Annotated in this window: 24 protein-coding genes; 9 read left to right on the top strand and 15 right to left on the bottom strand. The window is 61.2% G+C overall.

Going from position 1 to position 23,588, the window contains the following annotated elements:
- Positions 1-4: 4 nt before the first annotated feature.
- The 4 genes from ACVI9W_RS23080 to ACVI9W_RS23065 are packed head-to-tail and all read right to left on the bottom strand — an operon-like array spanning position 5 to position 6,064.
- Positions 5-1,186 carry a hybrid sensor histidine kinase/response regulator gene (locus ACVI9W_RS23080; protein WP_461531338.1) on the bottom strand — a complete coding sequence of 394 codons (1,182 nt, stop codon included), beginning with the start codon at positions 1,184-1,186 and terminating at the stop codon, positions 5-7.
- Positions 1,180-1,755: a chemotaxis protein CheB gene (locus ACVI9W_RS23075; protein ID WP_342622553.1), complete on the bottom strand. Its 576-nt coding sequence runs from the start codon at positions 1,753-1,755 to the stop codon at positions 1,180-1,182. Before ACVI9W_RS23075 ends, ACVI9W_RS23080 begins: the two co-directional genes overlap by 7 nt.
- Positions 1,752-2,573, bottom strand: coding sequence for a CheR family methyltransferase (locus ACVI9W_RS23070; protein WP_461531337.1), 822 nt, complete (start codon positions 2,571-2,573; stop codon positions 1,752-1,754). The genes ACVI9W_RS23075 and ACVI9W_RS23070 overlap by 4 nt, the downstream gene beginning before the upstream one ends.
- A complete protein-coding gene (locus ACVI9W_RS23065) occupies positions 2,570-6,064 on the bottom strand; it encodes a response regulator (RefSeq protein WP_461531336.1) in 3,495 nt (1,164 codons plus the stop codon). The genes ACVI9W_RS23070 and ACVI9W_RS23065 overlap by 4 nt, the downstream gene beginning before the upstream one ends.
- A gap of 276 nt (positions 6,065-6,340) precedes the next feature.
- On the opposite strand from ACVI9W_RS23065, the gene ACVI9W_RS23060 reads away from it, so the two are divergent.
- The gene (locus tag ACVI9W_RS23060) at positions 6,341-6,703 is read left to right on the top strand and encodes a response regulator (protein WP_461531335.1); all 363 of its coding nucleotides are present in this window, start codon (positions 6,341-6,343) and stop codon (positions 6,701-6,703) included.
- A gap of 42 nt (positions 6,704-6,745) precedes the next feature.
- Positions 6,746-8,065 (top strand): glycosyltransferase, encoded by a 1,320-nt coding sequence (locus ACVI9W_RS23055; protein WP_461531334.1) that lies wholly within the window; start codon positions 6,746-6,748, stop codon positions 8,063-8,065.
- On the opposite strand, the gene cobF is transcribed toward ACVI9W_RS23055, so the two are convergent.
- Complete coding sequence (cobF, locus tag ACVI9W_RS23050; RefSeq protein WP_461531333.1) at positions 8,031-8,780, bottom strand: precorrin-6A synthase (deacetylating); 750 nt, start codon at positions 8,778-8,780, stop codon at positions 8,031-8,033. The two genes, ACVI9W_RS23055 and cobF, sit on opposite strands and share 35 nt — an antisense overlap.
- A gap of 68 nt (positions 8,781-8,848) precedes the next feature.
- Complete coding sequence (locus ACVI9W_RS23045) at positions 8,849-10,138, bottom strand: OprD family porin (protein ID WP_461531332.1); 1,290 nt, start codon at positions 10,136-10,138, stop codon at positions 8,849-8,851.
- 364 nt (positions 10,139-10,502) lie between these two features.
- On the opposite strand from ACVI9W_RS23045, the gene ACVI9W_RS23040 reads away from it, so the two are divergent.
- From ACVI9W_RS23040 to ACVI9W_RS23030, 3 genes are all read left to right on the top strand, one after another.
- Positions 10,503-10,862 carry a histone-like nucleoid-structuring protein, MvaT/MvaU family gene (locus tag ACVI9W_RS23040; RefSeq protein ID WP_038610081.1) on the top strand — a complete coding sequence of 120 codons (360 nt, stop codon included), beginning with the start codon at positions 10,503-10,505 and terminating at the stop codon, positions 10,860-10,862.
- A 210-nt stretch (positions 10,863-11,072) separates the two neighbouring features.
- Complete coding sequence (gene gloA / locus ACVI9W_RS23035; RefSeq protein WP_461531331.1) at positions 11,073-11,594, top strand: lactoylglutathione lyase; 522 nt, start codon at positions 11,073-11,075, stop codon at positions 11,592-11,594.
- 135 nt (positions 11,595-11,729) lie between these two features.
- Complete coding sequence (locus ACVI9W_RS23030) at positions 11,730-11,978, top strand: hypothetical protein (protein ID WP_157192210.1); 249 nt, start codon at positions 11,730-11,732, stop codon at positions 11,976-11,978.
- A gap of 10 nt (positions 11,979-11,988) precedes the next feature.
- Here ACVI9W_RS23030 and ACVI9W_RS23025 read toward each other — a convergent pair whose 3' ends face one another.
- The gene (locus tag ACVI9W_RS23025) at positions 11,989-12,243 is read right to left on the bottom strand and encodes a DUF3079 domain-containing protein (protein WP_075226491.1); all 255 of its coding nucleotides are present in this window, start codon (positions 12,241-12,243) and stop codon (positions 11,989-11,991) included.
- A gap of 176 nt (positions 12,244-12,419) precedes the next feature.
- Here ACVI9W_RS23025 and ACVI9W_RS23020 point away from each other — a divergent pair, with 176 nt between their 5' ends.
- The 4 genes from ACVI9W_RS23020 to ACVI9W_RS23005 are packed head-to-tail and all read left to right on the top strand — an operon-like array spanning position 12,420 to position 15,534.
- Positions 12,420-12,950: an iron transporter gene (locus ACVI9W_RS23020; RefSeq protein ID WP_461531330.1), complete on the top strand. Its 531-nt coding sequence runs from the start codon at positions 12,420-12,422 to the stop codon at positions 12,948-12,950.
- Complete coding sequence (locus ACVI9W_RS23015; protein WP_038610070.1) at positions 12,951-13,289, top strand: cupredoxin domain-containing protein; 339 nt, start codon at positions 12,951-12,953, stop codon at positions 13,287-13,289.
- A gap of 23 nt (positions 13,290-13,312) precedes the next feature.
- Positions 13,313-14,167: an FTR1 family iron permease gene (locus ACVI9W_RS23010; RefSeq protein ID WP_461531329.1), complete on the top strand. Its 855-nt coding sequence runs from the start codon at positions 13,313-13,315 to the stop codon at positions 14,165-14,167.
- Positions 14,155-15,534: a 4Fe-4S binding protein gene (locus tag ACVI9W_RS23005; protein ID WP_461531328.1), complete on the top strand. Its 1,380-nt coding sequence runs from the start codon at positions 14,155-14,157 to the stop codon at positions 15,532-15,534. The genes ACVI9W_RS23010 and ACVI9W_RS23005 overlap by 13 nt, the downstream gene beginning before the upstream one ends.
- A 20-nt stretch (positions 15,535-15,554) precedes the next feature.
- Here the strand turns inward: ACVI9W_RS23005 and ACVI9W_RS23000 are convergent, their stop codons facing one another.
- From ACVI9W_RS23000 to narH, 8 genes are all read right to left on the bottom strand, one after another.
- On the bottom strand, positions 15,555-16,250 hold the full coding sequence (locus tag ACVI9W_RS23000) for an anaerobic ribonucleoside-triphosphate reductase activating protein (RefSeq protein ID WP_461531327.1): 696 nt from the start codon (positions 16,248-16,250) through the stop codon (positions 15,555-15,557).
- The gene (nrdD, locus tag ACVI9W_RS22995) at positions 16,247-16,414 is read right to left on the bottom strand and encodes an anaerobic ribonucleoside-triphosphate reductase (RefSeq protein ID WP_038610059.1); all 168 of its coding nucleotides are present in this window, start codon (positions 16,412-16,414) and stop codon (positions 16,247-16,249) included. The genes ACVI9W_RS23000 and nrdD overlap by 4 nt, the downstream gene beginning before the upstream one ends.
- A 32-nt stretch (positions 16,415-16,446) precedes the next feature.
- The gene (locus ACVI9W_RS22990; RefSeq protein ID WP_461531326.1) at positions 16,447-18,459 is read right to left on the bottom strand and encodes a ribonucleoside triphosphate reductase; all 2,013 of its coding nucleotides are present in this window, start codon (positions 18,457-18,459) and stop codon (positions 16,447-16,449) included.
- A gap of 204 nt (positions 18,460-18,663) precedes the next feature.
- Positions 18,664-19,656: a GTP 3',8-cyclase MoaA gene (gene moaA / locus ACVI9W_RS22985; protein ID WP_461531325.1), complete on the bottom strand. Its 993-nt coding sequence runs from the start codon at positions 19,654-19,656 to the stop codon at positions 18,664-18,666.
- Positions 19,657-19,678: 22 nt separating this feature from the next.
- Complete coding sequence (locus tag ACVI9W_RS22980) at positions 19,679-20,602, bottom strand: peptidylprolyl isomerase (protein WP_461531324.1); 924 nt, start codon at positions 20,600-20,602, stop codon at positions 19,679-19,681.
- Positions 20,603-20,612: 10 nt separating this feature from the next.
- The gene (gene narI, locus ACVI9W_RS22975; RefSeq protein WP_038610047.1) at positions 20,613-21,293 is read right to left on the bottom strand and encodes a respiratory nitrate reductase subunit gamma; all 681 of its coding nucleotides are present in this window, start codon (positions 21,291-21,293) and stop codon (positions 20,613-20,615) included.
- Positions 21,286-22,041 (bottom strand): nitrate reductase molybdenum cofactor assembly chaperone, encoded by a 756-nt coding sequence (narJ, locus tag ACVI9W_RS22970; protein ID WP_038610044.1) that lies wholly within the window; start codon positions 22,039-22,041, stop codon positions 21,286-21,288. Before narJ ends, narI begins: the two co-directional genes overlap by 8 nt.
- 2 nt (positions 22,042-22,043) lie before the next feature.
- Positions 22,044-23,582, bottom strand: a complete 1,539-nt coding sequence (gene narH / locus ACVI9W_RS22965; RefSeq protein ID WP_038610041.1) for a nitrate reductase subunit beta — start codon at positions 23,580-23,582, stop codon at positions 22,044-22,046.
- Between the last annotated feature and the right edge of the window lie 6 nt (positions 23,583-23,588).

Raw genomic sequence — 23,588 nt, 5'->3', positions numbered from 1 at the left:
CCCGTTACAGTGGCAGACGTACCGTAAACGTCGCCCCCTGCCCCTCGATACTCTCTACATCAATGCTGCCGCCGTGGGCCAGGACAATCTGTTCCGAGATGTATAACCCCAGCCCCAGCCCTGCATTCCCCGGATTCGACGCCACCCGCTCAAACTGCTGAAAAATGCGCTGCTGATTCTGCGCACTGATACCAATGCCCTGATCGCCAACCTCGATACACGCCAACCCCTGTTGCTCAAAGGCACGCACCCGGACCGGATGCCTGGCCCCGTAACGCAGCGCATTGGTCAACAGATTGGCCACCACCTGTTCAATACGAAACTCATCCCATACCCCCATCAATGGCGCCTCGGCCTTGAACTCGATCAGCGAGCCCGCCGCCGCAGCCTGGGCGGCGAAGTTCTCGACCAGCCCAGCGACCAGCTGCGTCAGGTCGAACTGACTGGGACGGATCGACAGCTTGCCGGTACGGATCCGCGACACATCGAGCATGTCTTCGATCAGACGGATCAGGCTGTTGATCTGACGTTCATCGCGCTCGACCATCGCGCGCATCTTGTCCAGGGTGAAGGCATCAGCGTTGTCCTGGGCCAGATGCAACTTGCGCAGCTGGGTTTCCAGGATCAGGCCGTTGAGCGGCGTGCGCACCTCATGGGAGACAATCGACATGAAATCGTCGCGCATGCGCACCGCGTGTTCCAGCTCACGACGGGTAACCTGCAGCTGGGTCAGCAACTGCTCCTGCTCTTCACGGCTGCGCTCCAGCGCCTGCAGTTGCTGATCGAGGGCCTTGCGCTGGCGGAACAGATCGACAAACACCGCCACTTTGCTTTTCACCGCCTGGTTGTCCAGCGGCTTGTGCAGGAAGTCCACCGCACCACTTTCATAGCCTTTGAAGGCATAGTTCATTTCACGCCCGGCAGCACTGACAAAGACGATCGGGATGTTCTTGGTCTTCTCCGTGCCGCGCATCAGCTCGGCCAGCTCGAAACCGTTCATGCCCGGCATCTGCACATCGAGAATGGCCAGGGCGAACTCATGTTCAAGCAACAGCGACAGCGCCTGGTCGGCGGATTGTGCCTGATACACCTCACGGTCGCTGCCCTTGACCAGCGCCTGCAGTGCCAGCAGGTTTTCCGGCAGGTCGTCGACGATCAGAAGTTTGGCTTGGATGTGGCTTAGCATTCAGTGAATTCCAGCTTGGCGAGCAATTGCCCGATGCCGTGCAACGGCAGTATGTAGTCTGGGTGGTGCAGGGCCAGCGCCGCTTTCGGCATGGTGGCGACCTGCGCCTCGCGCGGGTCCTGAACGATGGTGTAGCCGCCTGACTGCTTGATCTGCGCCAGGCCATGGGCACCGTCTTCGTTGGCCCCGGTCAACAGCACACCGAGCAACGCCGGACCATAGGCATCGGCGGCGGATGCGAACAGGATGTCGATTGAAGGCCGGGAGAAATACACCCGCTCCTCCTGGCTCAAGGAGAAGCTGCGGTCGCGCTCCACCGACAGGTGATAACCGGGCCCGGCGAAATAGATCATCCCGGGGGCCACCTCCTGCTTGTCCCGTGCCTCCGTCACCGGGCGCCCCAGTCTGCGGCTGAACACTTCGGCCAGCTGGCTGTGACGGTCATCCGGCAAGTGCAGCACACACACCAGCGGAATCCGGAAATCCGGCGGCAAGGCATGAAACAGGTTGAGCAAGGCACTGACGCCACCGGCCGAGGCGCCCAGGGTGATCGCCTGAATGCCGTTCATGATTTACGGTAGATCCGTTCTGGCTTGACCAGGGCCTGGAACTGTCCGGTATAGGCGGAAAAATCCAGGGTCTCCTTGCTGCCCAGGACCAGAAAGCCACGGTGACAAAGCGATTCGTGAAACAACCCGAACGCACGATCCTGCAAGGTCTTGTTGAAGTAGATCAGCACATTGCGGCAGGAGATCAGCTGGGTTTCGGAAAACACGCTGTCGGTGGCCAGGCTGTGGTCGGCGAAGGTCACGTTGTCGCGCAGGCTGCTGTCGACAATGGCGTTGCCGTAGGCGCAGGTGTAGTACTCGCTGAAGTCGCGCTGGCCACCGGCTTTGCGGTAGTTCTCGGCGTAGCCGCGCATGTTCTGCATCGAGTAGATGCCCTGTTTGGCCTTGTCCAGGGAACTGGGGTTGATGTCGGTGGCATAGATGATGGTGCGTTCCAGCAAGCCCTCTTCGCGCAGCAGGATAGCCAGCGAGTAAACCTCCTCGCCGGTGCTGCAGCCGGCAACCCAGACCTTCAGCGACGGCCAGGTACGCAGCAGCGGCACCACCTCCCGGCGCAACGCCAGAAAGTGCTCCGGGTCGCGAAACATCTCGCTGACCGGGATGGTCAGGAACTGCAGCAACTGCATGAACATGCCTGGATCGTGCAGTACCCGCTCCTGCAGCGCCGAGACCGTGTTGCACTCGAACTGGCGCACGGCATGCAGGATCCGGCGCTTGATCGAAGCACCGGAGTAGTCCCGAAAGTCATAGCTGTACTTGAGGTAGATCGCCTCGATCAACAGCCGTATTTCGATGTCGGTATTACGCTCGATGGTCAAATTCGCTCCAGTTGCGGCAGCCAGACACGGATCAGCGAGAACAGACGGTCAAGGTCAATGGGCTTGGCCAGGTAATCATTGGCGCCGGCCTGCAGACAACGCTGCTGGTCATCCTTCATGGCCTTGGCCGTCACCGCGATGATCGGCAGTTTGCGCCAGCGCGGTTGCTGGCGGATCAGCCGGGTGGCTTCGTAGCCATCCATCTCCGGCATCATCACGTCCATCAGCACCAGGTCGATATCGACGTTCTGTTCCAGCCGTTCGATGGCCTCGCGGCCATTGCGGGCGATTTCGACGATCGCGCCTTTGTGCTCAAGCGCGCTGGTCAGGGCGAAAATGTTCCGTACATCGTCGTCGACCAAGAGCAGTTTGCGCCCCTCGAAGACCTTGTCGCGACTGCGTGCGGTCTTGAGCATGCGCTGACGTTCATGAGACAGCGTCGACTCGACTTTGTGCAGAAACAGTGTCACCTCATCCAGCAGACGCTCCGGCGAGCGCGCCCCTTTGATAATGATCGAGCGCGAGTACTTGAGCAGGTCGGCCTCTTCATCGCGGGTCAGGTTGCGCCCGGTATAGATGATCACCGGCGGGAAAGCGCGGATATCCTCGGACGACATGCGCTTGAGCAGCTCGTTGCCGAGCATGTCCGGCAGTTTCAGGTCGATGATCATGCAGTCGTAGACGTTCTCGCGCAGCAGGTCCAGGGCTTCCTGGGCCAGGCCGACAGCGGTGATCTCGATGTCATCGTCGCCAATCAGCCGGGCAATGCTCTCACGCTGCAGATCATCGTCTTCGACCAGCAGAATGTGCTTGAGCTTCTGGGTCAGCTTGGCTTCCAGGCGCGCAAACACGGCCTTGAGTTCTTCACGGCTGGTGGGTTTCACCGCATAGCCGACGGCGCCCATGTGCATGGCCGCCTCCACCCGGTCTTCGACAGAAATGATATGCACCGGAATGTGGCGGGTGCCGGCCTGCTCCTTGAGCCTTTGCAGCACGGTCAGGCCGGAGTGATCCGGCAGGCGCATGTCGAGCAGGATGGCGTCGGGAATGAACTCTGCGGCCAGCTCGAAGCCTTCGTCGGCGGCCTGGGCCACCAGGCAGCTGTAACCCAACTCATGGGCAAGATCAAAGAGAATGCGGGCGAAATTCGGTTCATCCTCGATCACCAGAATGCAGCGGTTGCTGAACGGTGCCAGCGCCCGGTCATCGGCAAACGCCGGTGTGCTGCGCGCAGGCATGGCAACGTCGACCGGCGCCTCGGGTTCCGCTGCAACTACTGTGGCCAGGGGCTGATTGACGATCAGTGCCGGCCCTTGGCTGTCGACCGGTTCATAGCGTTCCGGCAGGATCAGGCTGAACACACTGCCCTTGCCCAGGCTGCTGTCGACACTGATCTGCCCCCCGAGCAATTGCGCCAGATCGCGGGAGATCGACAAGCCCAGGCCGGTACCTCCATAACGCCGATTGCTGGTGCCATCGGCCTGGTGAAAGGCTTCGAAAATACGCTGTTGCTGATCGGCCGCGATGCCGATACCGCTGTCGCGCACAGCGAACACAATGCCGGTGCCCGGCTGCAGGCTGACAGTGAGGCTGACCTGGCCTTTCTCGGTGAATTTCACGGCATTGGACAGCAGGTTCTTGAGGATCTGCTCCAGGCGCTGGCGGTCGGTGTACAACGTGCTCGGTACCTCGGGTTCGATGACCACGCTAAAGCTCAGCTGCTTGTCGCTGGCCAGCGGTTCGAACATTGATTGCAGGCCTTCGGTCAAACGCGCCAGCTGGGTGGCCTCCGGGCGTACTTCAAGCTTGCCGGCTTCGACCTTGGCGATGTCGAGAATGTCGTTGATCAGGTTGAGCAGGTCGTTGCCCGCCGAGTAGATCGACTCGGCAAACTTGACCTGCTCTTCGCTGAGATTCTCCTGAGCGTTCTCCGCCAGCAATTTGGCCAGGATCAGCGAGCTGTTCAGCGGTGTACGCAGCTCGTGAGACATGTTGGCGAGAAACTCGGACTTGTACTTGCTGGAGCGCTGCAGCTCCTCGGCGCGCGTCTGCAGCTCGGCCTGGGCCTGGTTCAATTCGCTGTTCTTGCGGTTCAGCGCATCGCGCTGCTCGGCCAGGGCCTGGGTGCGTTCGGCCAGTTGCTCGTTGGTCTGTTCCAGTTCGGCTTGCTGGGTCTCCAGATGGGCCTGGGACTCCTTGAGCACCCGCGACTGTTCTTCGAGTTCCTCGTTGGCGGATTTCAGCTCTTCCTGCTGCACCTGCAACTCTTCGTTGAGCTGCTGGGTTTCGGCCAGCACATCCTGCAGGCGTTGACGATAGCGGGCACTTTCAATGGAGGTGCCGAGGTTGTCAGCGACCAGCTCGAGCAGCTCGATATCGCGATCAGTCAGCGGCCGCAGGAAACCCAGCTCGACCACCCCGTTGATCTGCCCGTCGTTGCTGGCCGGCACCACCAGCACACTGCGCGGCAAGCCTTCACCCAGGCCGGAGTTGACCTTGAAGTAGTCCTCAGGCACGTCATCAAGACGCAGCAGGCGCCCCTGGCTCACCGCCTGGGCGAGCAGGCCTTGCTGATGGCCGATCAGCTGTTCGCGGGCTTCCTGCTCGGCAGAAAAGCCGTAGCTTGCCACCCGCCGCAGAGCACCCTGGTCATCACGGACATAAAGCGCCGCCACCACACTGCCCAGGTAGGTGGCGAAAAAGCGCAGGATATTGTTGCCCAGCATCGGCAGCGTCAGTTGCCCGAGCACCTGCCCGGCCAGTTGCGTCTGCCCGCTGCGTAACCAGGCTTGCTGTTCCAGGCGCTGGGTCGAACGTTGCTGGGCTTGCAAATTACTGGTGTAGCTGGAGGACAACGCCAACAGATCGCGGCGCCCGAGGAATGCCAACAAAGCGCTGAGCAGGATGATGAACACCAGGTATACGGAAATCGCCACCCGCGTCAGGGTGCTGACCTGCTCGTTACGGGCGACCCGCAGCTGTTGCTCCATGCCGATGAAGGTATCGAATTCCTTGCGGATTTCGTCGGTGATGCGCTTGCCGCGACCGGCCCGGATCGGCTCCTGGTAGTCACTGTCCTGACGGCGCAGACTGATCATCTGACTGGCAAAGGTATTCCACTCTTGCTGCAGCGCCATCAAGCGCTCCAGCCGGTCGACCTGCTGCGGATTGTCGGTCACCATCGTCTGCAGGCTCATCAGGCCGGACAGCACTTGTGGCTTGGCCACCTCGTAAGGTTCGAGAAAGCGCTCGTCACCGGTGATCAGGAAGCCGCGCATGCCGGTTTCCATATCGATCGACAGCTTGACCGCCTCGTTGGCGTTGTTGATCACCCGGTCGGTATGTTCCACCCACTGAATGGCCGACAACAGGTAATTGATCATGGCTATGAACACTACAGCGCTGAGCAGGCCGACGCCCAGAGGCAGGCCGATGTTACGGCTCAGCAACTTGCGGAAGCTTTGCTGATCTATCGAGGCTGGTTGAATCATCACATACATCCAAGCAAGTGAATCAAACAAAAGAAGTGTGGCGGATTTTCGAGTAATTGTTCTATTTTTCGCTGCGAAGGCGATCCCTGCGGCCTTCTGACCCTGAGTCTAAACAGCTTTGCCGGTGCTGGCAGGGCATTTAGCCAGCATTTGAGGCCAACAGACGTCAATCGTTCCCTGCAGCTGTGCACATCGCTATCCTGCAAAGGCAGCAGGGAACTTCAGGCCACACCTGGCTTACAGAGTATGAACAGACATTAGTACAGGACCTTTGCCATGCCCTCATCTGCCCCCGCCCTTCTGGTTGTCGAAGATGACGCTATCGTGCGCATGCTGATCGTCGAGGTGCTGGAAGCGCTGGGCTATTCGGTCGTCGAGGCCCAGGACGCTGAGAACGCCCTGAAGATCCTCGAGGATCCTGAACAGGCGCTGGCGCTGATGATGACCGATATCGGCCTGCCGGACATGGACGGAAAACAACTGGCGGTCAAGGCACGGGAAGCCAGACCGTTGCTGCCGATCCTGTTCGCCAGTGGCTTTGGGGACAACATCGACGTGCCAGAGGGTATGCACCTGATCGGCAAACCGTTCAGCATCGATCAGTTGCGCGACAAGGTGCAAAGCATCCTGTCTGCGTAATACGTTGTAGAATAGGCACTTTTTACAAGGCCTCTTCCCCTCATGTTCAAGCCCGCCCTCAACGTCCTGGTCATCGGCTACGTCTGGCCCGAACCGCGCTCTTCGGCCGCCGGCGGGCACATGATGCAGATCCTCGAGAGTTTCGTACAACGTGGCTGGCGCGTAACCTTCAGCAGCCCGGCGACGATCGGGGAGCACAAGGCGGATCTTGCCGAGCTGGGCATTGCCGAGCAGGCCATCACCCTCAATGACAGCAGTTTCGACCAGTTCGTCAGTGAACTGGCCCCGGATGTGGTGCTGTTCGACCGCTTCATGATGGAAGAGCAATTCGGCTGGCGCGTGGAAAAACACTGCCCCAACGCCTTGCGTGTGCTGGAAACCTCGGACCTGCAAAGCCTGCGCGACGCCCGTCAGCAACTGCTGCGCCGCCGCCTGATCGAAGGGCTGGACCCCAACGATTTCCGGGCGCTGTTCGCCACCTCCGGCCCCGAGCTGTATCGGCAAATGGCCACGGCCGACCTGACCCTGCGCGAACTGGCGGCCATCTACCGCAGCGACCTGAGCCTGATGATCTCGGACGTCGAGATCGACCTGCTGATCAACGGCTTCGGCGTGCCCGAGCACCTGCTGCACTGGTGCCCGCTGATGGTCGATGTGCCCGGTGCAGCGTTCAAGCCTTACGACGAGCGTGCGCACTTCCTCAGCATCGGCAACTTCCGCCACGCCCCGAACTGGGATGCCGTGTTGTGGATGAAGAATACGCTGTGGCCGATCATCCGCCGCCGCCTGCCCCAGGCGCAGTTGCACATCTACGGCGCCTACACGCCACCGAAGGCCACGGCGCTGCACAAGCCTGCCGAAGGCTTCCACATCATGAACTGGGCCGAGGATGCCCTGGAGGTGATGAGCAATGCGCGTATTTGCCTGGCACCGCTGCGCTTCGGCGCCGGAATCAAGGGCAAACTGACCGACGCCATGCTCTGCGGCACCCCCAGCGTGACCACACCAATCGGCGCCGAAGCCATGCACGGCGCCCTGCCCTGGCCAGGCGCGGTGGCCAGCACCGGCGAAGCGCTGGCCGAAGCGGCGGTGCAGTTGTACAACGACCCGGCACGCTGGCAGCAAGCACAACAACAGGGTTTGCAGCTGCTTGCCGCGCGCTATGACCGGCGCCAGCACAGCAGCGCGCTGGTCGAACGCATCGAGTACGCGCTGAGCGACCTGGACCAGCACCGCTTGTTCAACTTCACCGGGGCCATGCTGCGTCACCACCAGCACAAGAGCACGCAGTACATGGCGCAATGGATCGAAGCGAAGAACCGCCTGGCTACAGCGGCCGGCGCAGCAGATACGTGTCCATGATCCAGCCCTTGCGCGCACGGGCCTGCTCGCGCTGCTGAAGAATCAGTTGGCGCACTGCCTGCAACGGCCCGGCGATAAGGATCTCGTCGGCGGTACCGAGGTAGGCGCCCCAATAAATCAGCAGCTCGGGGTCGTCGAGCGCAGCGAACGCGCATTGGCCGTCGAGCATCACCACCAGGTTGTCGATCCGTGACTGCTCGGCCAGGCGCCGGCCTGGCAGGACGGTCAGTGGCTCGCCAATGCGGTTCAAGGGAATCCGGTGACGGGCAGCCAGGGCCTGTACGCTGCTGATACCGGGAATGACTTCAAGCTCGATGCCGACGCCAGCGGCCTGCACCAGATCGAGGATGCGCAAAGTGCTGTCATACAGGGTTGGCTCGCCCCAGAGCAGAAAGGCGCCGCACTCGCCCTCGGCCAGTTCGCTTTCGATCAAGCGGGCATAGAGCGTGGCGCGCTTGTGGTGCCAGTCATGCACGGCACCGACATAGTCGCTGGCTGCACCCTCACGCTGCGGATCTTCGACCTGCACCAGGCGATAGCCCGGCTGCTGGATATAGCGTTCGAGAATGTCCTTGCGCAGTTGCAGCAGCTCATCCTTGACCGCGCCTTTGTCGAGGACGAAGAACACCTGGGCACGGTTCAGCGCATCGATGGCCTCAAGGGTGATCTGACGCGGATTGCCCGGCCCGATACCGATCAACAACAGCTGTTTCATTGCAGTTCATTCCATGGCTCGGCCAGCCGCCATTGTCGGCCGGCCGAGGGGCAGTGGCAATGCGCTGCTTACCAGATCGAGAAGTTGTAGCTGACGATTACCCGCGTTTCGTCCATGTCCCGCGCCCACTTCTCGTAGTTGCTGCGGTAGGTGGAGTTACGCAGGCGTACGCTGACGTCCTTGAAGGTACCGCTCTGGACCTGGTACTTGAGCTCGCTGTCGCGCTCCCATTCCTTGCCCTCGGCCAGGCTGCCGGGGACCTTGATATGGTCACCGTTGATATAGCGGGTGAAGAAGCTCAAGCCCGGCACGCCGAGGGCCTTGAAGTCGTAGTCGTAGCGCAACTGCCAGGAGCGCTCCTGAGCGGCGGCGAAGTCGTTGACCTGGGCGTAGTTGACCAGGTACGGATTGCTGCCATCGAGGTACGGCATGGAGTTTTCACCGTACATGCGCTGCCAGCCGGCGCTGACCTTGTGCCCGCCCAGGCTGTAGCCGAGCATGCCGCTGAACGCGCGGTGGTCGATATCACCGGCATGGGCATTGCCGATGTCATCGCTCTTGATCAGGCGCAGGTCGGCCGACAGGCTGCCGACGCTCAGCGGCTGGCTGGCTACCACACCGAGGAAGTGCTGGCGGTAGATGTTTTCCAGCTTGGCCACCTGGTACTGGGCGCTCAGCCGTTCATTGAACTTGTAATCGACGCCAGCCATGTCGAAATGATCGGCGGTGATATTGCACGCATAGCGCTTGTTCTTGCAGTGCACGCGAATATCCTGGCGATCGGTGGAATCGCGCGCGGTGTACTTGTCCAGACGGGCAACACTGAACTTGAGGTTATTGATTTCCTCGGACGTGAGCATCGCCCCCTGGAACATCGTCGGCAGCAGGCGGCCGTCGTTGTATTTGAGCAGCGGCATGTCCGGCAGCATCGAGCCGTATTTGAGTACGGTCTTCGAATAGCGCATTTTCGCGGTCAAGCCGAGCTTGGCATATTGGTCCACCGACTCCCGCGGGTCATGCCCGCTGGACGGCATCAAGCCGCTGTTGCTATCAGCCGGACTGGAGTCGAGCTTGATCCCGAGCATGCCCAGGGCATCGACGCCAAAGCCTACAGGACCCTGGGTATAACCGGACTGCACATTGAGAATGAATCCCTGAGCCCATTCTTCGCGTTTCGAAGCGCCCTGACTGGAACTGACATGGCCGTCACGAAAATCTCGATTGAAATAGACATTGCGTGCTTCGACTTTGGCACTGCTGTCTTCAAGAAAACCGGCAGCCTGAGTCGAAGCGGCAGTGAACATCGCGAGCAGGCCGGCAAGGCCGCGCCCGGGCGCGAGGGGGTATGGGGCAAACATCAGAAGCACAATCCGAAAGAGTGACAAAAAACAACCGGCAGCCGTCCAGGCACCGGCAATGCATCCAGCGCCAATAAAGCTCGAGGCTGACCGCAAATTATCTCGAAACCGCTCTAGACCGGGCCATTGGACCTTTGTCTAAGGCGCTTGGCAGGCAATCGACTAGTTGTTTTGTATTAACGCGCGGGCAAGTAAGAAAGTTCCATTGCAGCAAAGTTAAATTTCATATGTTTACCCGCCGCCCTGGGACTACTACACTCTTTATTAGTGCGATGTTGTGCCCAACCCAGTGCTCGCTGCGTTATTCAGGTTACTCCTCGTTTTACGCGTGCCGGGCCACTGCAGACATAAAGGAGTGATGACAGTGTCCAGACTTGCAGAGTTTCGTGCTGCCGAAAAAGCGCTTCAAGAACAGATGGCGCAACTGGAGGCGCTGAAAAAGGACGCCGGCCTCAAGCGCGAAATCGAGTTCGAACGCAAACTTGTCGAGCTGATGAACAGCTATGGCAAGAATTTGCGCGATATCATTTCCATTCTCGACCCCAAAGCCGTGGCCAAAGGTGCGGTGAGCGCACCGAAAACCCGCCGCGCACGGGTGGTCAAAGTGTATGAAAACCCTCACACCGGCGAGCTGATCGAAACCAAGGGTGGCAACCACCGTGGCCTCAAAGCCTGGAAAGAACAGTACGGGGCGAAAACAGTCGACAGCTGGTTGCGTTCGTGAAAGTGTCCTTCACACTTTTTTCACATCCACTCAATCAGGATGAAGATCGCTAACGGAATAGCGCCCCATACGCCCGCCTCGGCGGGCTTCTAATTCTTGCGCCCCGCCCTTCACAGGCGGGGCGCAATTCGTTTGCGCAATTGTTTCAGTTCCGTATCATGTGGGGTCTTGCTGGCATTGCTGTTGCCAGCCTCTTCAAGCGGAGTGCCCATGAGCCTGAACCATCTCGACACCCTCCCTGGTGTCACCGCGCAACCGGATGCCGCGACCCAGAACTTTGTCTTCAACCACACCATGCTGCGGGTCAAGGACGTTGCCAAGTCGCTGGACTTCTACACCCGTGTCCTGGGTTTCAGCCTGGTGGAAAAGCGCGACTTCCCTGAAGCCGAGTTCAGCCTGTATTTCCTCGCTCTGGTCGACAAGGCGCAGATTCCGGCCGATGCCGCCAAGCGCACCGAGTGGATGAAATCGATGCCCGGCATCCTCGAACTGACCCACAACCACGGCACTGAAAACGACGCGGATTTTGCCTACCACAACGGCAACACCGACCCGCGTGGTTTTGGCCATATCTGCATTTCGGTACCGGATATTCGCGCTGCCTGCGAGCGCTTTGAGCAACTGGGCGTAACCTTCCAGAAGCGCCTGAGCGACGGCCGGATGAAGCACCTGGCCTTCATCAAGGACCCGGACGATTACTGGGTTGAGATCATCCAGCCTACCGAGCTCTAAGCAGCCTTTCTCGATCGCATACGTTCGTCGGCCCGGGTCACTCCGGGCCACTGCTGTGGTATACCCGAAAAAGCACCTTAGCGAGGAGCTTCAACAACGGCGAGCCATCGATACCCCAGCAGCGAGGTCAGGACGATGAAAACCCTTCAATGTGTGCATCGCAACTACACCATCACCGCCAGTGTCGAAACCCATGACGGCATCCCTACGCCGTTTGCCGGCGGGTGTCTGATCACCGATCCCGAAGGCCACACTAGCCGGCGTCTGCCGCTGCCACTGAAGATGGCCTTTCTGGCCGACCTCGAAAATGCCCAACACGTGTCGCTTGCGCATGGCAAGTGGCTGGTCGATCAGCAGCTGGACAAGCGTCAGCACCTGTTCTGAGCATTTAGATCTATCGCGGGGCAAGCCCGCTCCCACAGGGTGTATCAGAACTTGGTGGGAGCGGGCTTGCCCCGCGATCATGGCTGTCAGGCAACCCCAGGCCATAGTCCCCTGGCACGTTCCAGTCCTCACCGAACACCTCTACCGGATGCATGGTCCGGTCGGCGCCATTGCCGCAGGCCAGGGCATTCGCCGCGCAATAACGATCGCAACCCCAGCAGATACGTTCAGGGTGTTTCGGGCTGACGGGAAAGGGCTTGGCCATGATATTCCCCAGGCAGGCTATGGGCGAGCTTCCACCTTATTGCCTCGCTACGGCTTTGCCCTTGATGCAGATCAAGGGCGCTGACGGATCGACAGTAAAATTGATAATAATCATTATTATTCACGCAGAAGCTTCCTAGACTCGGGCTCCCACTCGTCAGCACCCAGGAAGTCGTCATGCGTACCCCCTTTTCGCTGTCACTCGCCTTGCTCCTGATCACCCCGCCGGCACTGGCCAAGGAATACCCCATCGGCAAGCCGCAACTGTGCCCGGGGCTGGAGGTCGGCGCGGTGTACCTGCAGCCGATTGAAATGGCCCCGGCCGGCATGATGCGCGCCACTGCCGACTCGGACATCCACCTGGAAGCCGATATCCGCGCCACCGCCGACAATCGCCAGGGTTTTCAGGAAGGCAGTTTCGTGCCCTACCTGAATGTCGCCTTCAGCCTGCAAAAGCAAGGCAGCGACACACCCATCAGCGGTGACTTCCATGCCATGGTCGCCAACGACGGCCCGCACTATGGCGATAACGTCAAACTGCAGGGGCCAGGCAAATACCAGCTGACCTTCACCCTCCTGCCTCCGGGCGGTCATGCTTCGCTGGGGCGCCACACCGACAAGGAAACCGGGGTAGAACCCTGGTTCGAGCGCTGCGAACTGCACTACACCTTCGTCTACGCCGGGATTGGCAAGAAAGGCGGCTATTGAATGAACGCCCGCCTCCACCAGCGCCTGGCCTGGTTGATTCTGGCCGGTGCAGCCACGCCCCTGAGCGCCGCGCCACTGCCCAGCTACGAGCTGATCCTGCGTGACGGACACTTCACCCCTGCGGTGCTGGAAGTTCCCGCCGGGCAACGCTTCAAGATCGTCCTGAAGAATCAGGGCGAAGGCCCGGCAGAGTTCGAAAGCACGCCCTTGCGGGTGGAGAAAGTGCTGTCGCCGGGAGTGACGACCTTTGTCGTCATCCACCCACTCAGGCCTGGCCGCTATCCGTTCTTCGACGAATTCAATCCGCAACTGCCCGAGGGCGCCATCCTCGCGCAGTAGCCGAGGGTGTGCAGGGAGTCTTGATGAATCAAGCACTGTTTATCGTCTGGCGCGAAAGCGTCGAAGCGCTGCTGGTGATCGGCATTCTCCAGGCCTGGGTCAGCCAGCAAACTCGCGGCCAGCGACTACTGAAATATCTGTGGAGCGGCGTCGCCCTGGGCTTGCTGCTCTCGGCCATGCTGGCGCTGCTGATCCTGTTTGCCGGCGAGGCCATGAGCGGCACTGCCAGCGAATGGTTCCAGGCCGCCCTGGCGTTACTGGCCAGTATGCTGATGGTGCAGATGGTCGGCTGGATGCACCGCCATGCACGCTCGCTCAAGGACGATCTGCGGCGCCACGCCGAGCAGCAACTCGCGCGCCAGGGTGGTGTCGGATTGTTGCTGCTGGCCATGCTTGCAGTCAGCCGCGAAGGGAGTGAAACCGTGGTCTTTCTGTATGGCGCCGGTGCTCTCCTGCAAGGCCTGGCGCTGGTGCAATTCTTCATCGGCGCCATCGCCGGACTGCTGCTGTCAGGGCTGACCATTGCCCTGTTGCACAGCAGCCGGCGGTTCATTTCATGGCGACATTTCTTTGGCCTGAGTGAAGCGCTGTTACTGCTGCTCGCGGCAGCCTTGCTGGTCAGCGCGACCGAGCGAATCGGCGGTCAACTGCTGGCCATGGATTTGCCAGAGATGACCTATACCCTGGTCGGCGATGCGCTCTGGGACAGCAGCACAGTGCTCAGCGACAGCCAGGGCCTGGGCGCCTTTCTCGCCGGGTTCGCCGGTTACCGCGCCACGCCCAGCGCCCTGACCCTGCTGGTGCTCTGCGGCTACTGGCTGAGCGTCGGGTGCTGGCTGCTGCAACGCAAAACAGGCAGTGCCGCATGTCCAGCCTGAGTGGGCACAATCGCCTGTTGCAGCGTTTGGGAAACAGCATGCGCCGCCATGCCGGGGTGATTCGCACCCTGCAGTGGACGGTAGTGCTGTTCTACGCCGTACTGCTGGTAGTACCGGCATTGCTGCCCTTACCCGGCAGCCAGGCGCGGATGCTGGACAACCTGACCCTGTTCGCCCAGTTCCTGTTCTGGGGCCTCTGGTGGCCGTTCGTGTTGCTGTCGATCGTGCTGTTCGGCCGGCTCTGGTGCGGTGTGCTTTGTCCGGAAGGCTCGCTGAGCGAATGGGCCAGCCAGTATGGCCGGGGCATGGGCGTGCCACGCTGGATGCGCTGGAGTGGCTGGCCGACCCTGGCGTTCTGCCTGACCACCCTTTATGGCCAGCTGATCAGCGTCTACGACTATGCCCACGCGGCACTGCTGATTCTCGGCGGCTCGACGCTGGCGGCGATTGCCATCGGTTTACTGTTCGCCCGCGGCAAGCGGGTCTGGTGCCGCTACCTGTGCCCGGTCAGCGGCGTCTTTGCCCTGCTCGCGCGCCTCGCCCCGGTACACTTCCAGGTCGATGAACAGCGCTGGAAAACAAACGCCGCACCGCGCCTGCCACCCCCCAACTGCGCACCGCTGCTGGACATCCGTCGCCTGCAGGGCGCCAGCGACTGTCATGCCTGTGGCCGCTGCAGCGGGCAACGCGGCGCGGTGCAACTGATTGCCCGCTCCAGCAACGAAGAGATCCTGCAGGCGGCCACGCGCGCCCCATCAGCCTGGGATAGCCGCCTGCTGCTGTTCGGCGTCATCGGTCTGGCCATGGGGGCCTTCCAGTGGACCGTCAGCCCCTGGTTCATCACCCTCAAACAGCACCTGGCGCAGTGGCTGGTGGAGCACGATGTGCTCTGGCCCTTGCACGACAACGCCCCCTGGTGGCTGCTGACCCATTACCCGCAGCTCAACGACAGTTTCAGCTGGCTGGACGGTTTCAGTATCGTCCTGTACCTGAGCACCAGCGCCCTGTTACTGGGCGGCAGTTTGCTGGTTTTGTTGCGCCTGGCAGCACGGCTGACGGGCAAGCCTGATCTGTATGGAGCCTTGAGCCTGACCCTTACACCTCTGGGCGGCGCCGGGCTGTTTCTCGGCTTGTCGGCAACCACGGTGAAGCTGCTGCGCTATGAAGGCTTGTTGCTGGAGTGGGTTCAACCGGCCAGGGCCTTGCTGTTGATCGCAGCCATGGCCTGGAGCGCCTGGTTGGGCTGGAAGCTGCTGGTACGCCAGGACATTGCCCTGCCCCGGCGCTGCGCCGCTAGTGTTTGCCTGCTGGCAGCCATTGTCGCGGTAGGCTATGGCTGGTGGTTGCAGTTTTGGGGATGGCTCTAGCGACTAAAGGGCGCGGCGATCTAGCCGCGCACTTCAAACTCCGGAAACAGATCGCCAAGCGCATCCCACAGCACCGGCAACGCAGTGTGCATCGATACCATTGGCAAACTTGCATCGAGCATCTGCGTGGTACGTACCATCTGTACCACGAAACGTATGACCCCGCGTTCACTCAAACGCCGTGCCAGCGTAAGCAGGCGCTCTGGGTCGATCAAATGCCAATGTACCGTAGTACGGCACTCATACTCCACACCACTGGCCAACAACAATTCCAGGCTGCGCCAGTTGGCCACCCCGCTGCCCTTTACCCGAGTAATCAGCGCACACTCCTCGGCCAGAGCCTTGACGTCGAAGCCGACCCAATCGGCCCCCGGCAACACTCGGGCGAACGCCTCAGGTTTGATGCCGGCACTGTGCAGGCCAACAGCAAAGCCCATCTGCCGGACCTCGGCCATCGCCGCCGGCAAGCTGTCCTGCAGGGTTGCTTCGCCGCCACTGAACACCACCGCATCGAGCAGGCCCTGGCGGCGCTGGAGGAATGCCAGCACCTGGTTCCAATCAAGCTCCTGACTGCCGCGCGGCGGGATCAATTGCGGGTTGTGGCAGTAACGGCAACGCCAGGCGCAACCCTGGCAAAACAACACACAAGCCAACTTGCCCGGGTAGTCGAGAGTGGTCAGGGGCACCATGCCCCCGACCCGTAGTGCTCGACTCATGGATGCCCGGCCGCTGCCGCACCCTCAGTGAAATGCTGGCGCTCGCGGTGCTCGGACTGTTTGCCTGGGTTGAACGCCGACACCGGCCGGTGATAGCCCATCACCCGGGTCCAGACTTCGCAGCGTTGGCGTTGTGCCACAGGCAGGGTTTGCAGTGCAGTCATGATGAAGCTCCTTGCGGTTGGGTAATTCGAAATCAGTGAACCGTGTCGACCTGCTGCGCCAGCAACAGGGCTTCGTCGCATTTCGGGCAGAACTCGTGTTCGCCATCCAGATAGCCGTGTACCGGGCAGATGGAGAAGGTCGGGGTGATGGTCAAGTAAGGCAGGCGGAAGCGCCCCAAGGCCTTGCGCACGAGTTGCTTGCAGGCCTGGGCCGAAGAAATCCGCTCGGCCATGTACAGGTGCAGCACCGTACCGCCGGTGTACTTGCACTGCAGTTCGTCCTGCAGCTCCAGCGCCTCGAAGGGGTCATCGGTGTAGCCCACCGGCAGTTGTGAGGAGTTGGTGTAGTACGGCGCCTGCGCGCAGCCGGCCTGGAGTATGTCCGGATAGCGCTTGAGGTCTTCCTTGGCGAAGCGGTACGTGGTGCCTTCAGCCGGTGTCGCCTCGAGGTTGTAGAGGTGCCCGGTTTCTTCCTGGAAGCGCACCAGGGTGGCGCGTACATGGTCCAGCAGGTTCAAGGCAAAACGCCGCCCCTGCTCGGTATGCAAGCCCATCTGGTCGTCGCTGAAGTTGCGCAGCATTTCATGCAGGCCGTTGACGCCAATGGTGGAGAAGTGATTGCGCAAGGTGCCCAGGTAGCGTTTGGTGTAGGGGTACAAACCGGCGTCCATGTGGTGTTGGATCACCTTGCGCTTGACCTCCAGACTCTCCATGGCCAGTTCCATCAAGGTATCCAGGCGCTGCAGCAGACCGCTGGTGTCACCTTTGAACAGATAGCCCAGGCGTGCGCAGTTGATGGTCACCACACCGAGCGAGCCCGTCTGCTCCGCCGAACCGAACAGACCGCCACCGCGCTTGAGCAGCTCGCGCACATCCAGCTGCAGACGGCAGCACATCGAGCGCACCTGGTTGGGCAGCATGTCGGAGTTGAGGAAGTTCTGGAAATACGGCAAGCCGTAGCGTGCGGTCATCTCGAACAGACGCTCGGCGTTGTCGCTGTCCCAGGGGAAATCGTGGGTGATGTTGTAGGTCGGGATCGGGAAGGTGAACACCCGGCCCTTGGCATCGCCGGCCTGCATCACTTCGATGTAGGCGCGATTGAGCAGGTCCATTTCGGCTTGCAGCTCACCATAGGCGAAGGGCATTTCTTCTCCGCCGATCACCGGGACCTGTTCGCGCAGATCTTCCGGGCAGACCCAGTCAAAGGTCAGATTGGTAAAGGGTGTTTGCGTGCCCCAGCGCGACGGCACGTTGAGGTTGTAGATGAACTCCTGGATGGCCTGGCGGACCTCTTCGTAGGGCAGCCGGTCCTTGCGCACATAGGGCGCCAGGTAGGTGTCGAAGGAACTGAAGGCCTGGGCCCCGGCCCACTCGTTCTGCAGCGTGCCAAGGAAATTGACCATCTGCCCCAGGGCGCTGCTCAGGTGCCTGGGCGGCCCGGCCTCGACCCGTCCGGGTACGCCATTGAGGCCTTCGTGCAGCAGGGTGCGCAGCGACCAGCCGGCACAGTAGCCGGCGAGCATATCCAGGTCATGCACATGCAGGTCGGCTTCGCGATGGGCGCGGCCAATGGCTTCGCTGTAGACCTCATCGAGCCAGTAATTGGCGGTGACCTTGCCGGAGACATTGAGCACCAGCCCACCCAGCGAGTAACCCTGGTTGGCGTTGGCCTGAACCCGCCAGTCTTCACGGTTGAGGTACTCGTTCATCGAGGTCGCCACTTCGACCAGGGTCTTGCGGTCGCGACGCAAGCGCCCGTGCTGTTCGCGGTAGACGATATAGGCGCGTAGCGAAAGGAAATGCCCGGCGTCCATCAGCACCCGCTCGACCCGGTCCTGGATCTGCTCGACGTGCAGCTGCGAATAGCCCTCCAAGTGCGCCAGCACCGCTGCCAGCAACCCTTCGGCCTCGGCTTCCGCGTACTCCCCGGTGGCCTTGCCGGCAGCGATCAACGCCTGGCGGATCTTGTCGGCATCGAAAGCGACCAGACTGCCGTCGCGCTTGTGTAGCTGGTTGTGCCCTACCCTGATCAGCGTGCTGTGCATCTTGCCCCCAAAACACTACATATAGGTATTTATGAAATTCAAAACACAATATGCAGTAGAGGTTACGACTGAAGGCGCTGGAGAAAATTGATTGATATCAAGAATGGCAGGATGGACCCGGTGGGAGCGGGCTTGCCCCGCGAATCGATGTGACTGACAGCCCGTAATCGCGGGGCAAGCCCGCTCCCACCGGCGGCATAAAGATCACCCTCCACTCATATTCATGAAGCGCAGAATCTGCACCACTCCCCCGGCATCGAAATCATGCCGCAGCGGTTTACCCCGCAAGGCCTGCTGCACCGCACTGACAATCGGCTGGTCATCCAGCGGATAACGGCGCAACAACCCGCGCAAGTCCAGCGAATCCTCCTGCCCCAGGCACAACAGCAAACGCCCTTCCACGGTCATCCGTACCCGGTTACAGCTGGCACAGAAGTTATGACTGTTGGGCGAAATAAACCCGATACGCGTCTGCGGATGCTGCGCCAGGCGCACATAGCGCGCCGGCCCACCGCTGTTCTCGGCGCTGTCGAGCAAGGCATGGCGGCTGGCAATCAGCGCCCGCACCTCGTCACTGGAGCAGAATGACTCGCCACGCGAGCGCCCTACTTCACCCAGCGGCATCTCTTCAATGAAAGTGATGTCGATGCCCAGGTCGATGGCGTACTGCACTAACGCCAGCACCTCATCGAAGTTGCGTCCCTTCATCACCACACAGTTGAGTTTGATCCGATCGAACCCGGCAGTGCTTGCCGCTTCGATTCCCCGCAGCACCTGATCAAGATCGCCATTGCGGGTAATCGCGCGAAAGCGCTCACTGTCCAGGCTGTCGAGACTGATGTTCATGCGTTTGACCCCGGCATCCACCAGCGGTCGGGACAGGCGCTGCAACTGCGAGCCATTGCTGGTCATCACCAGTTCGCGCAAGCCCGGCAAGGCGGCAATGTGACGGCACAGATCGACAATCCCCGGACGGATCAACGGCTCCCCTCCGGTCAGGCGGATCTTGCGCACCCCCTGGCCAACGAACAGCGTTGCCAAGCGCTGCAGTTCCTCAAGGGTGAGTACCTGCTGACGCGGCAGGAAGGTCATGTTCTTGGCCATGCAGTAGACACAGCGAAAATCACAACGATCGGTCACCGACATGCGCAGATAATCGATCTGCCGCCCGAATCCATCCTGCATCACCGTGCTCATCACATTCCCCTTGCTTACCTGGTTACTGCACCAGCGGCGAATCAGCGCCCTGTAGCTGGATACCGCGAATATCCGCAGCACCGATCAGGGTCTGCAGGTACTGAACCACCGCCTTCTGCCACACGCCCTGTTGCAGCTGGGTGCGGATCGCCGTGGCGACCGCCTCATACGGCAATTGCTGGCCTTCGATGCGTTGGTCGACGCTGATGACATGCCAGCCATAGCGGCTTTCCAGCGGTTTGTCGGCCAGCCCCGGCGCCAGGGTGAACAGCTGCCGTTCCAGCTCCGGCACCGTCTGGCCCTTGCTGATCTGCCCCAGTTCCCCGCCCTGCGCTTTCGACGGGCAAGCCGAGTACTTCACCGCAAGCTCGGCAAACTGCTCAGGGAACTGTGCCAGACGCTGTTGCAGGATCTCGGCCTGAACCAGCGCCTGGCTGCGCGCCTCGGCATCGTCCGGGGCACATTCGAGCAGAATGTGCCGTACCGCCAGCAGCGGCGCGCTGTGAAAGCGCCCGCGATTGCTGTCGTAGTAACGCAGGCAGGTGGCCTCGTCACACTCGGGCACCTGCACCTCGCGCTCCAGCAGCAAGCGCGTCGCCGCCTCCTCTTCGTTCTCACCGGCGCCGACCTGCAGCGACAGGCCCAGCTCGGCGATCCGCTGTTGCAACAGCTCGCGGATCACCAGGGCGCGGGCGGCCATGAACAGCGCCTCCTCTCGGTCCGCTGCCGGGTGATATTGCAGCTCCTGGGCCATGGCCTGAGGGCTGATCGGCAGCGCATTGACGCTGATGATCGGCCACTCCTGTTCGCTGCTGGCGATCAACTGCGCTGGCGCTACGACTTCCACCGCCTCTACCGCTTCTACCGCCAGCTCGGGTTCAACGACCGTTGAAGAGGCGCAACCGCCGCCGTCATTACCACCGCCACATCCACATCCGCTTGACATGACAACCTCCTCAGATTTTCTGCCGAACGATTTGATAGCGCCGTCCCAGGTACCAGACCGGTGCACTGACGATGTGCACCAGGCGGGTGAAGGGGAACAGCACGAACAGAGTCAGGCCCAGGAACACGTGCAGCTTGTACACCAGGCTGACCGGGGCAATGGCGGCCGCGGCCTCTACAGGACGCAACAGCACGGTGTTCTGCGCCCACTCGGCGAGCATCACCATTACCGAGCCGTCCATGTGTCCGGTGGAGGCAACAATGGTCAGCAAACCGAGCACCAGCTGCGCCAACAGCACCAGCAGGATCAGGATGTCCGAGGTGTTGGAGGTGGCGCGAACCCGTGGATCGGTCAGGCGCCGGTGGATCAGCATGATCAAGCCGATCAGGCACAGCAGGCCGAAAAAGCCGCCGGAGACCATCGCCAGCAGTTGCTTGTTTTCAGTGCTGATCACATGGTGATAGACCGAAGCCGGGGTCAGCAGGCCGACAAAGTGCCCGGCCAGGACGAACAGCACGCCAACGTGAAACAGGTTGCTTGCCGCGCGCATGCCGCGCCCGGAAAGCATCTGGCTGGAGCTGGCCTTCCAGGTGTACTGCGACAGGTCGAAACGCGCCCAGCTGCCCAGCAGGCAGATCGCCAGAGCAATATAGGGATACACCCCGAACGCCAACAGATTCCATTTAGACATTGCCCACCTCCGTAGCCTGCGCGCTGGCAGGCCCTTGATGCTGAAAATCAACCCAGTGCAGCGGTACCGCACTTTCTTCGCGGGCCTTGCCCGGCGCACTTGGCATGGCGCTGCAACGCTCTTGCTGCTCGGCCTTGAGAAAATCCACCGCCTCCTCTTCCCAGATCTTGTCCAGGGCTTCGAGGGAATCGTCGCGCTGCTCGGCGGCGACCTGTTCACGCAGGTCGGCCACGGCCTGGTGCGGTTCGGCACCGGCGATCTGCAACAGCGCGCGGAAGCAACTGGCGTAGGCGCTCTCGCGCTCCTCCAGACGTGCGGCGAGCAAGGCCAGCAGGTGCGCGACATCGGCCAGGCCCTCGCGGGCCTCGAGGTCGTCGCGGGTAGAGAGATATTCCAGATACAGCGGGATATAGTCCGGCAGCTCCTTGACGCCGATGGCAAAACCCGCCTCTTCATACTGGGCAAGCATGTCGACCATGGCCTGGCCACGGTCGCGCGACTCGCCATGCACGTGCTCGAACAGCAGCAGCGACAGTGCCCGGCCACGGCCGAACAGCGCACCGTAGTGCTCCTGGCCATCCATCAGGTCGTTGTTGCAGATCAGCTCCAGCAGTTCGAACAGCGCGCCACGCTGGCGCGGGCTGATTTCCCGCGCCTGAAGGATCGCCTGTTCCAGTTCATCACGGCCGGCGACCAGGGTCTCGGTCGGGTAATCGAGCAGCAGCGAAATCACTTTAAGGATGCGCATGCTCAGTCCTCCCACAACTGTACGGTTTTGAGGATGTCGCGGCGGTTGGCCTTCTTCGCCCCGAACATGTTGGTGTCGGAGCTACCGCTGCAGCCGCTGCCAAAGCTGAAGCCGCACCCGGAACGTTCGGCGAAGGCGTCGCTCATGGCCTCTTCACGGTGCGCGCTCGGCACCACGTAACGGTCTTCGTAGTTGGCGATGGCCAGGTAGCGGTACATCTCCTCGACCTGGTTCACGCTCAAGCCAACGTCTTTCAACACCTGCAGATCCTGAACGCCTTCAACCTGTTCGGCACGTTTGTAGGCGCGCATGGCCAGCAGGCGTTTGAGCGCACGCTTGACCGGTTTCTCGTCACCGGCGGTGAGCAGGTTGGCCAGGTAGCGCAGTGGAATGCGCAGGCTGTCGACATCCGGGATCACCCCGTTCATGCCCACGGTGCCCGCGGCGGCAGCGTTCTGAATCGGCGACAGTGGCGGTACGTACCAGACCATCGGCAGCGTGCGGTACTCAGGGTGCAGCGGCAGCGCCAGCTTCCAGTCAACGGCCATCTTGTACACCGGCGAGCGTTGCGCGGCATCGATCACCGACTGCGGTACGCCATCTTTCAGGGCCTGGCGAATCACTGCCGGATCGTTCGGATCGAGGAAAATCTCCAGTTGCTTCTCGTACAGGTCATGCTCGTTGGCCGTGCTGGCCACTTCGCTGATGCGGTCGGCGTCGTACAACAGCACACCGAGGTAACGGATACGTCCGACACAGGTTTCGGCACAGACCGTAGGCATGCCGGCTTCGATCCGTGGGTAGCAGAAGATGCACTTCTCGGACTTGCCGCTTTTCCAGTTGAAGTAGATCTTCTTGTACGGGCAGCCGCTGATGCACATGCGCCAGCCGCGGCACTTCTCCTGGTCGATCAGGACAATGCCGTCTTCCTCACGCTTGTAGATCGCCCCGCTCGGGCACGATGCCGCACAGGCCGGGTTCAGGCAGTGCTCGCACAGGCGCGGCAGGTACATCATGAAGGTGTTTTCGTACTCACCGTAGATGTCGGCCTGGATCTGGTCGAAGTTCTTGTCCTTGCGGCGCTTGGCGAACTCGGTGCCGAGGATTTCTTCCCAGTTCGGGCCCCACTCGATCTTTTCCATGCGCTTGCCCGACACCAGCGAGCGCGGCCGCGCCGTCGGCTGATGCTCGCCCAAAGGCGCGGTATGCAGGTGCTGGTAATCGAAGTCGAACGGCTCGTAGTAATCGTCAAGGCCTGGCAGATCGGGGTTGGCGAAGATGTTCGCCAGCACCCGGAACTTGCCGCCGATGCGCGGGTTGATGCTGCCATTGCTGTTGCGGACCCAGCCGCCCTTCCACTTGTCCTGGTTTTCCCACTCTTTCGGGTAACCGACCCCTGGCTTGGTTTCGACGTTGTTGAACCAGGCGTATTCCATGCCTTCACGGCTGGTCCAGACGTTCTTGCAGGTGATCGAACAGGTGTGACAGCCGATGCATTTGTCCAGGTTCAGGACCATGCCAACTTGTGAACGAATCTTCATGACAGC

It is taken from the genome of Pseudomonas sp. 210_17 TE3656 (genome assembly GCF_054821965.1).
Note: the sequence above shows the minus strand (reverse complement) of the source record. Positions and strands in the feature narration are given on the sequence as shown.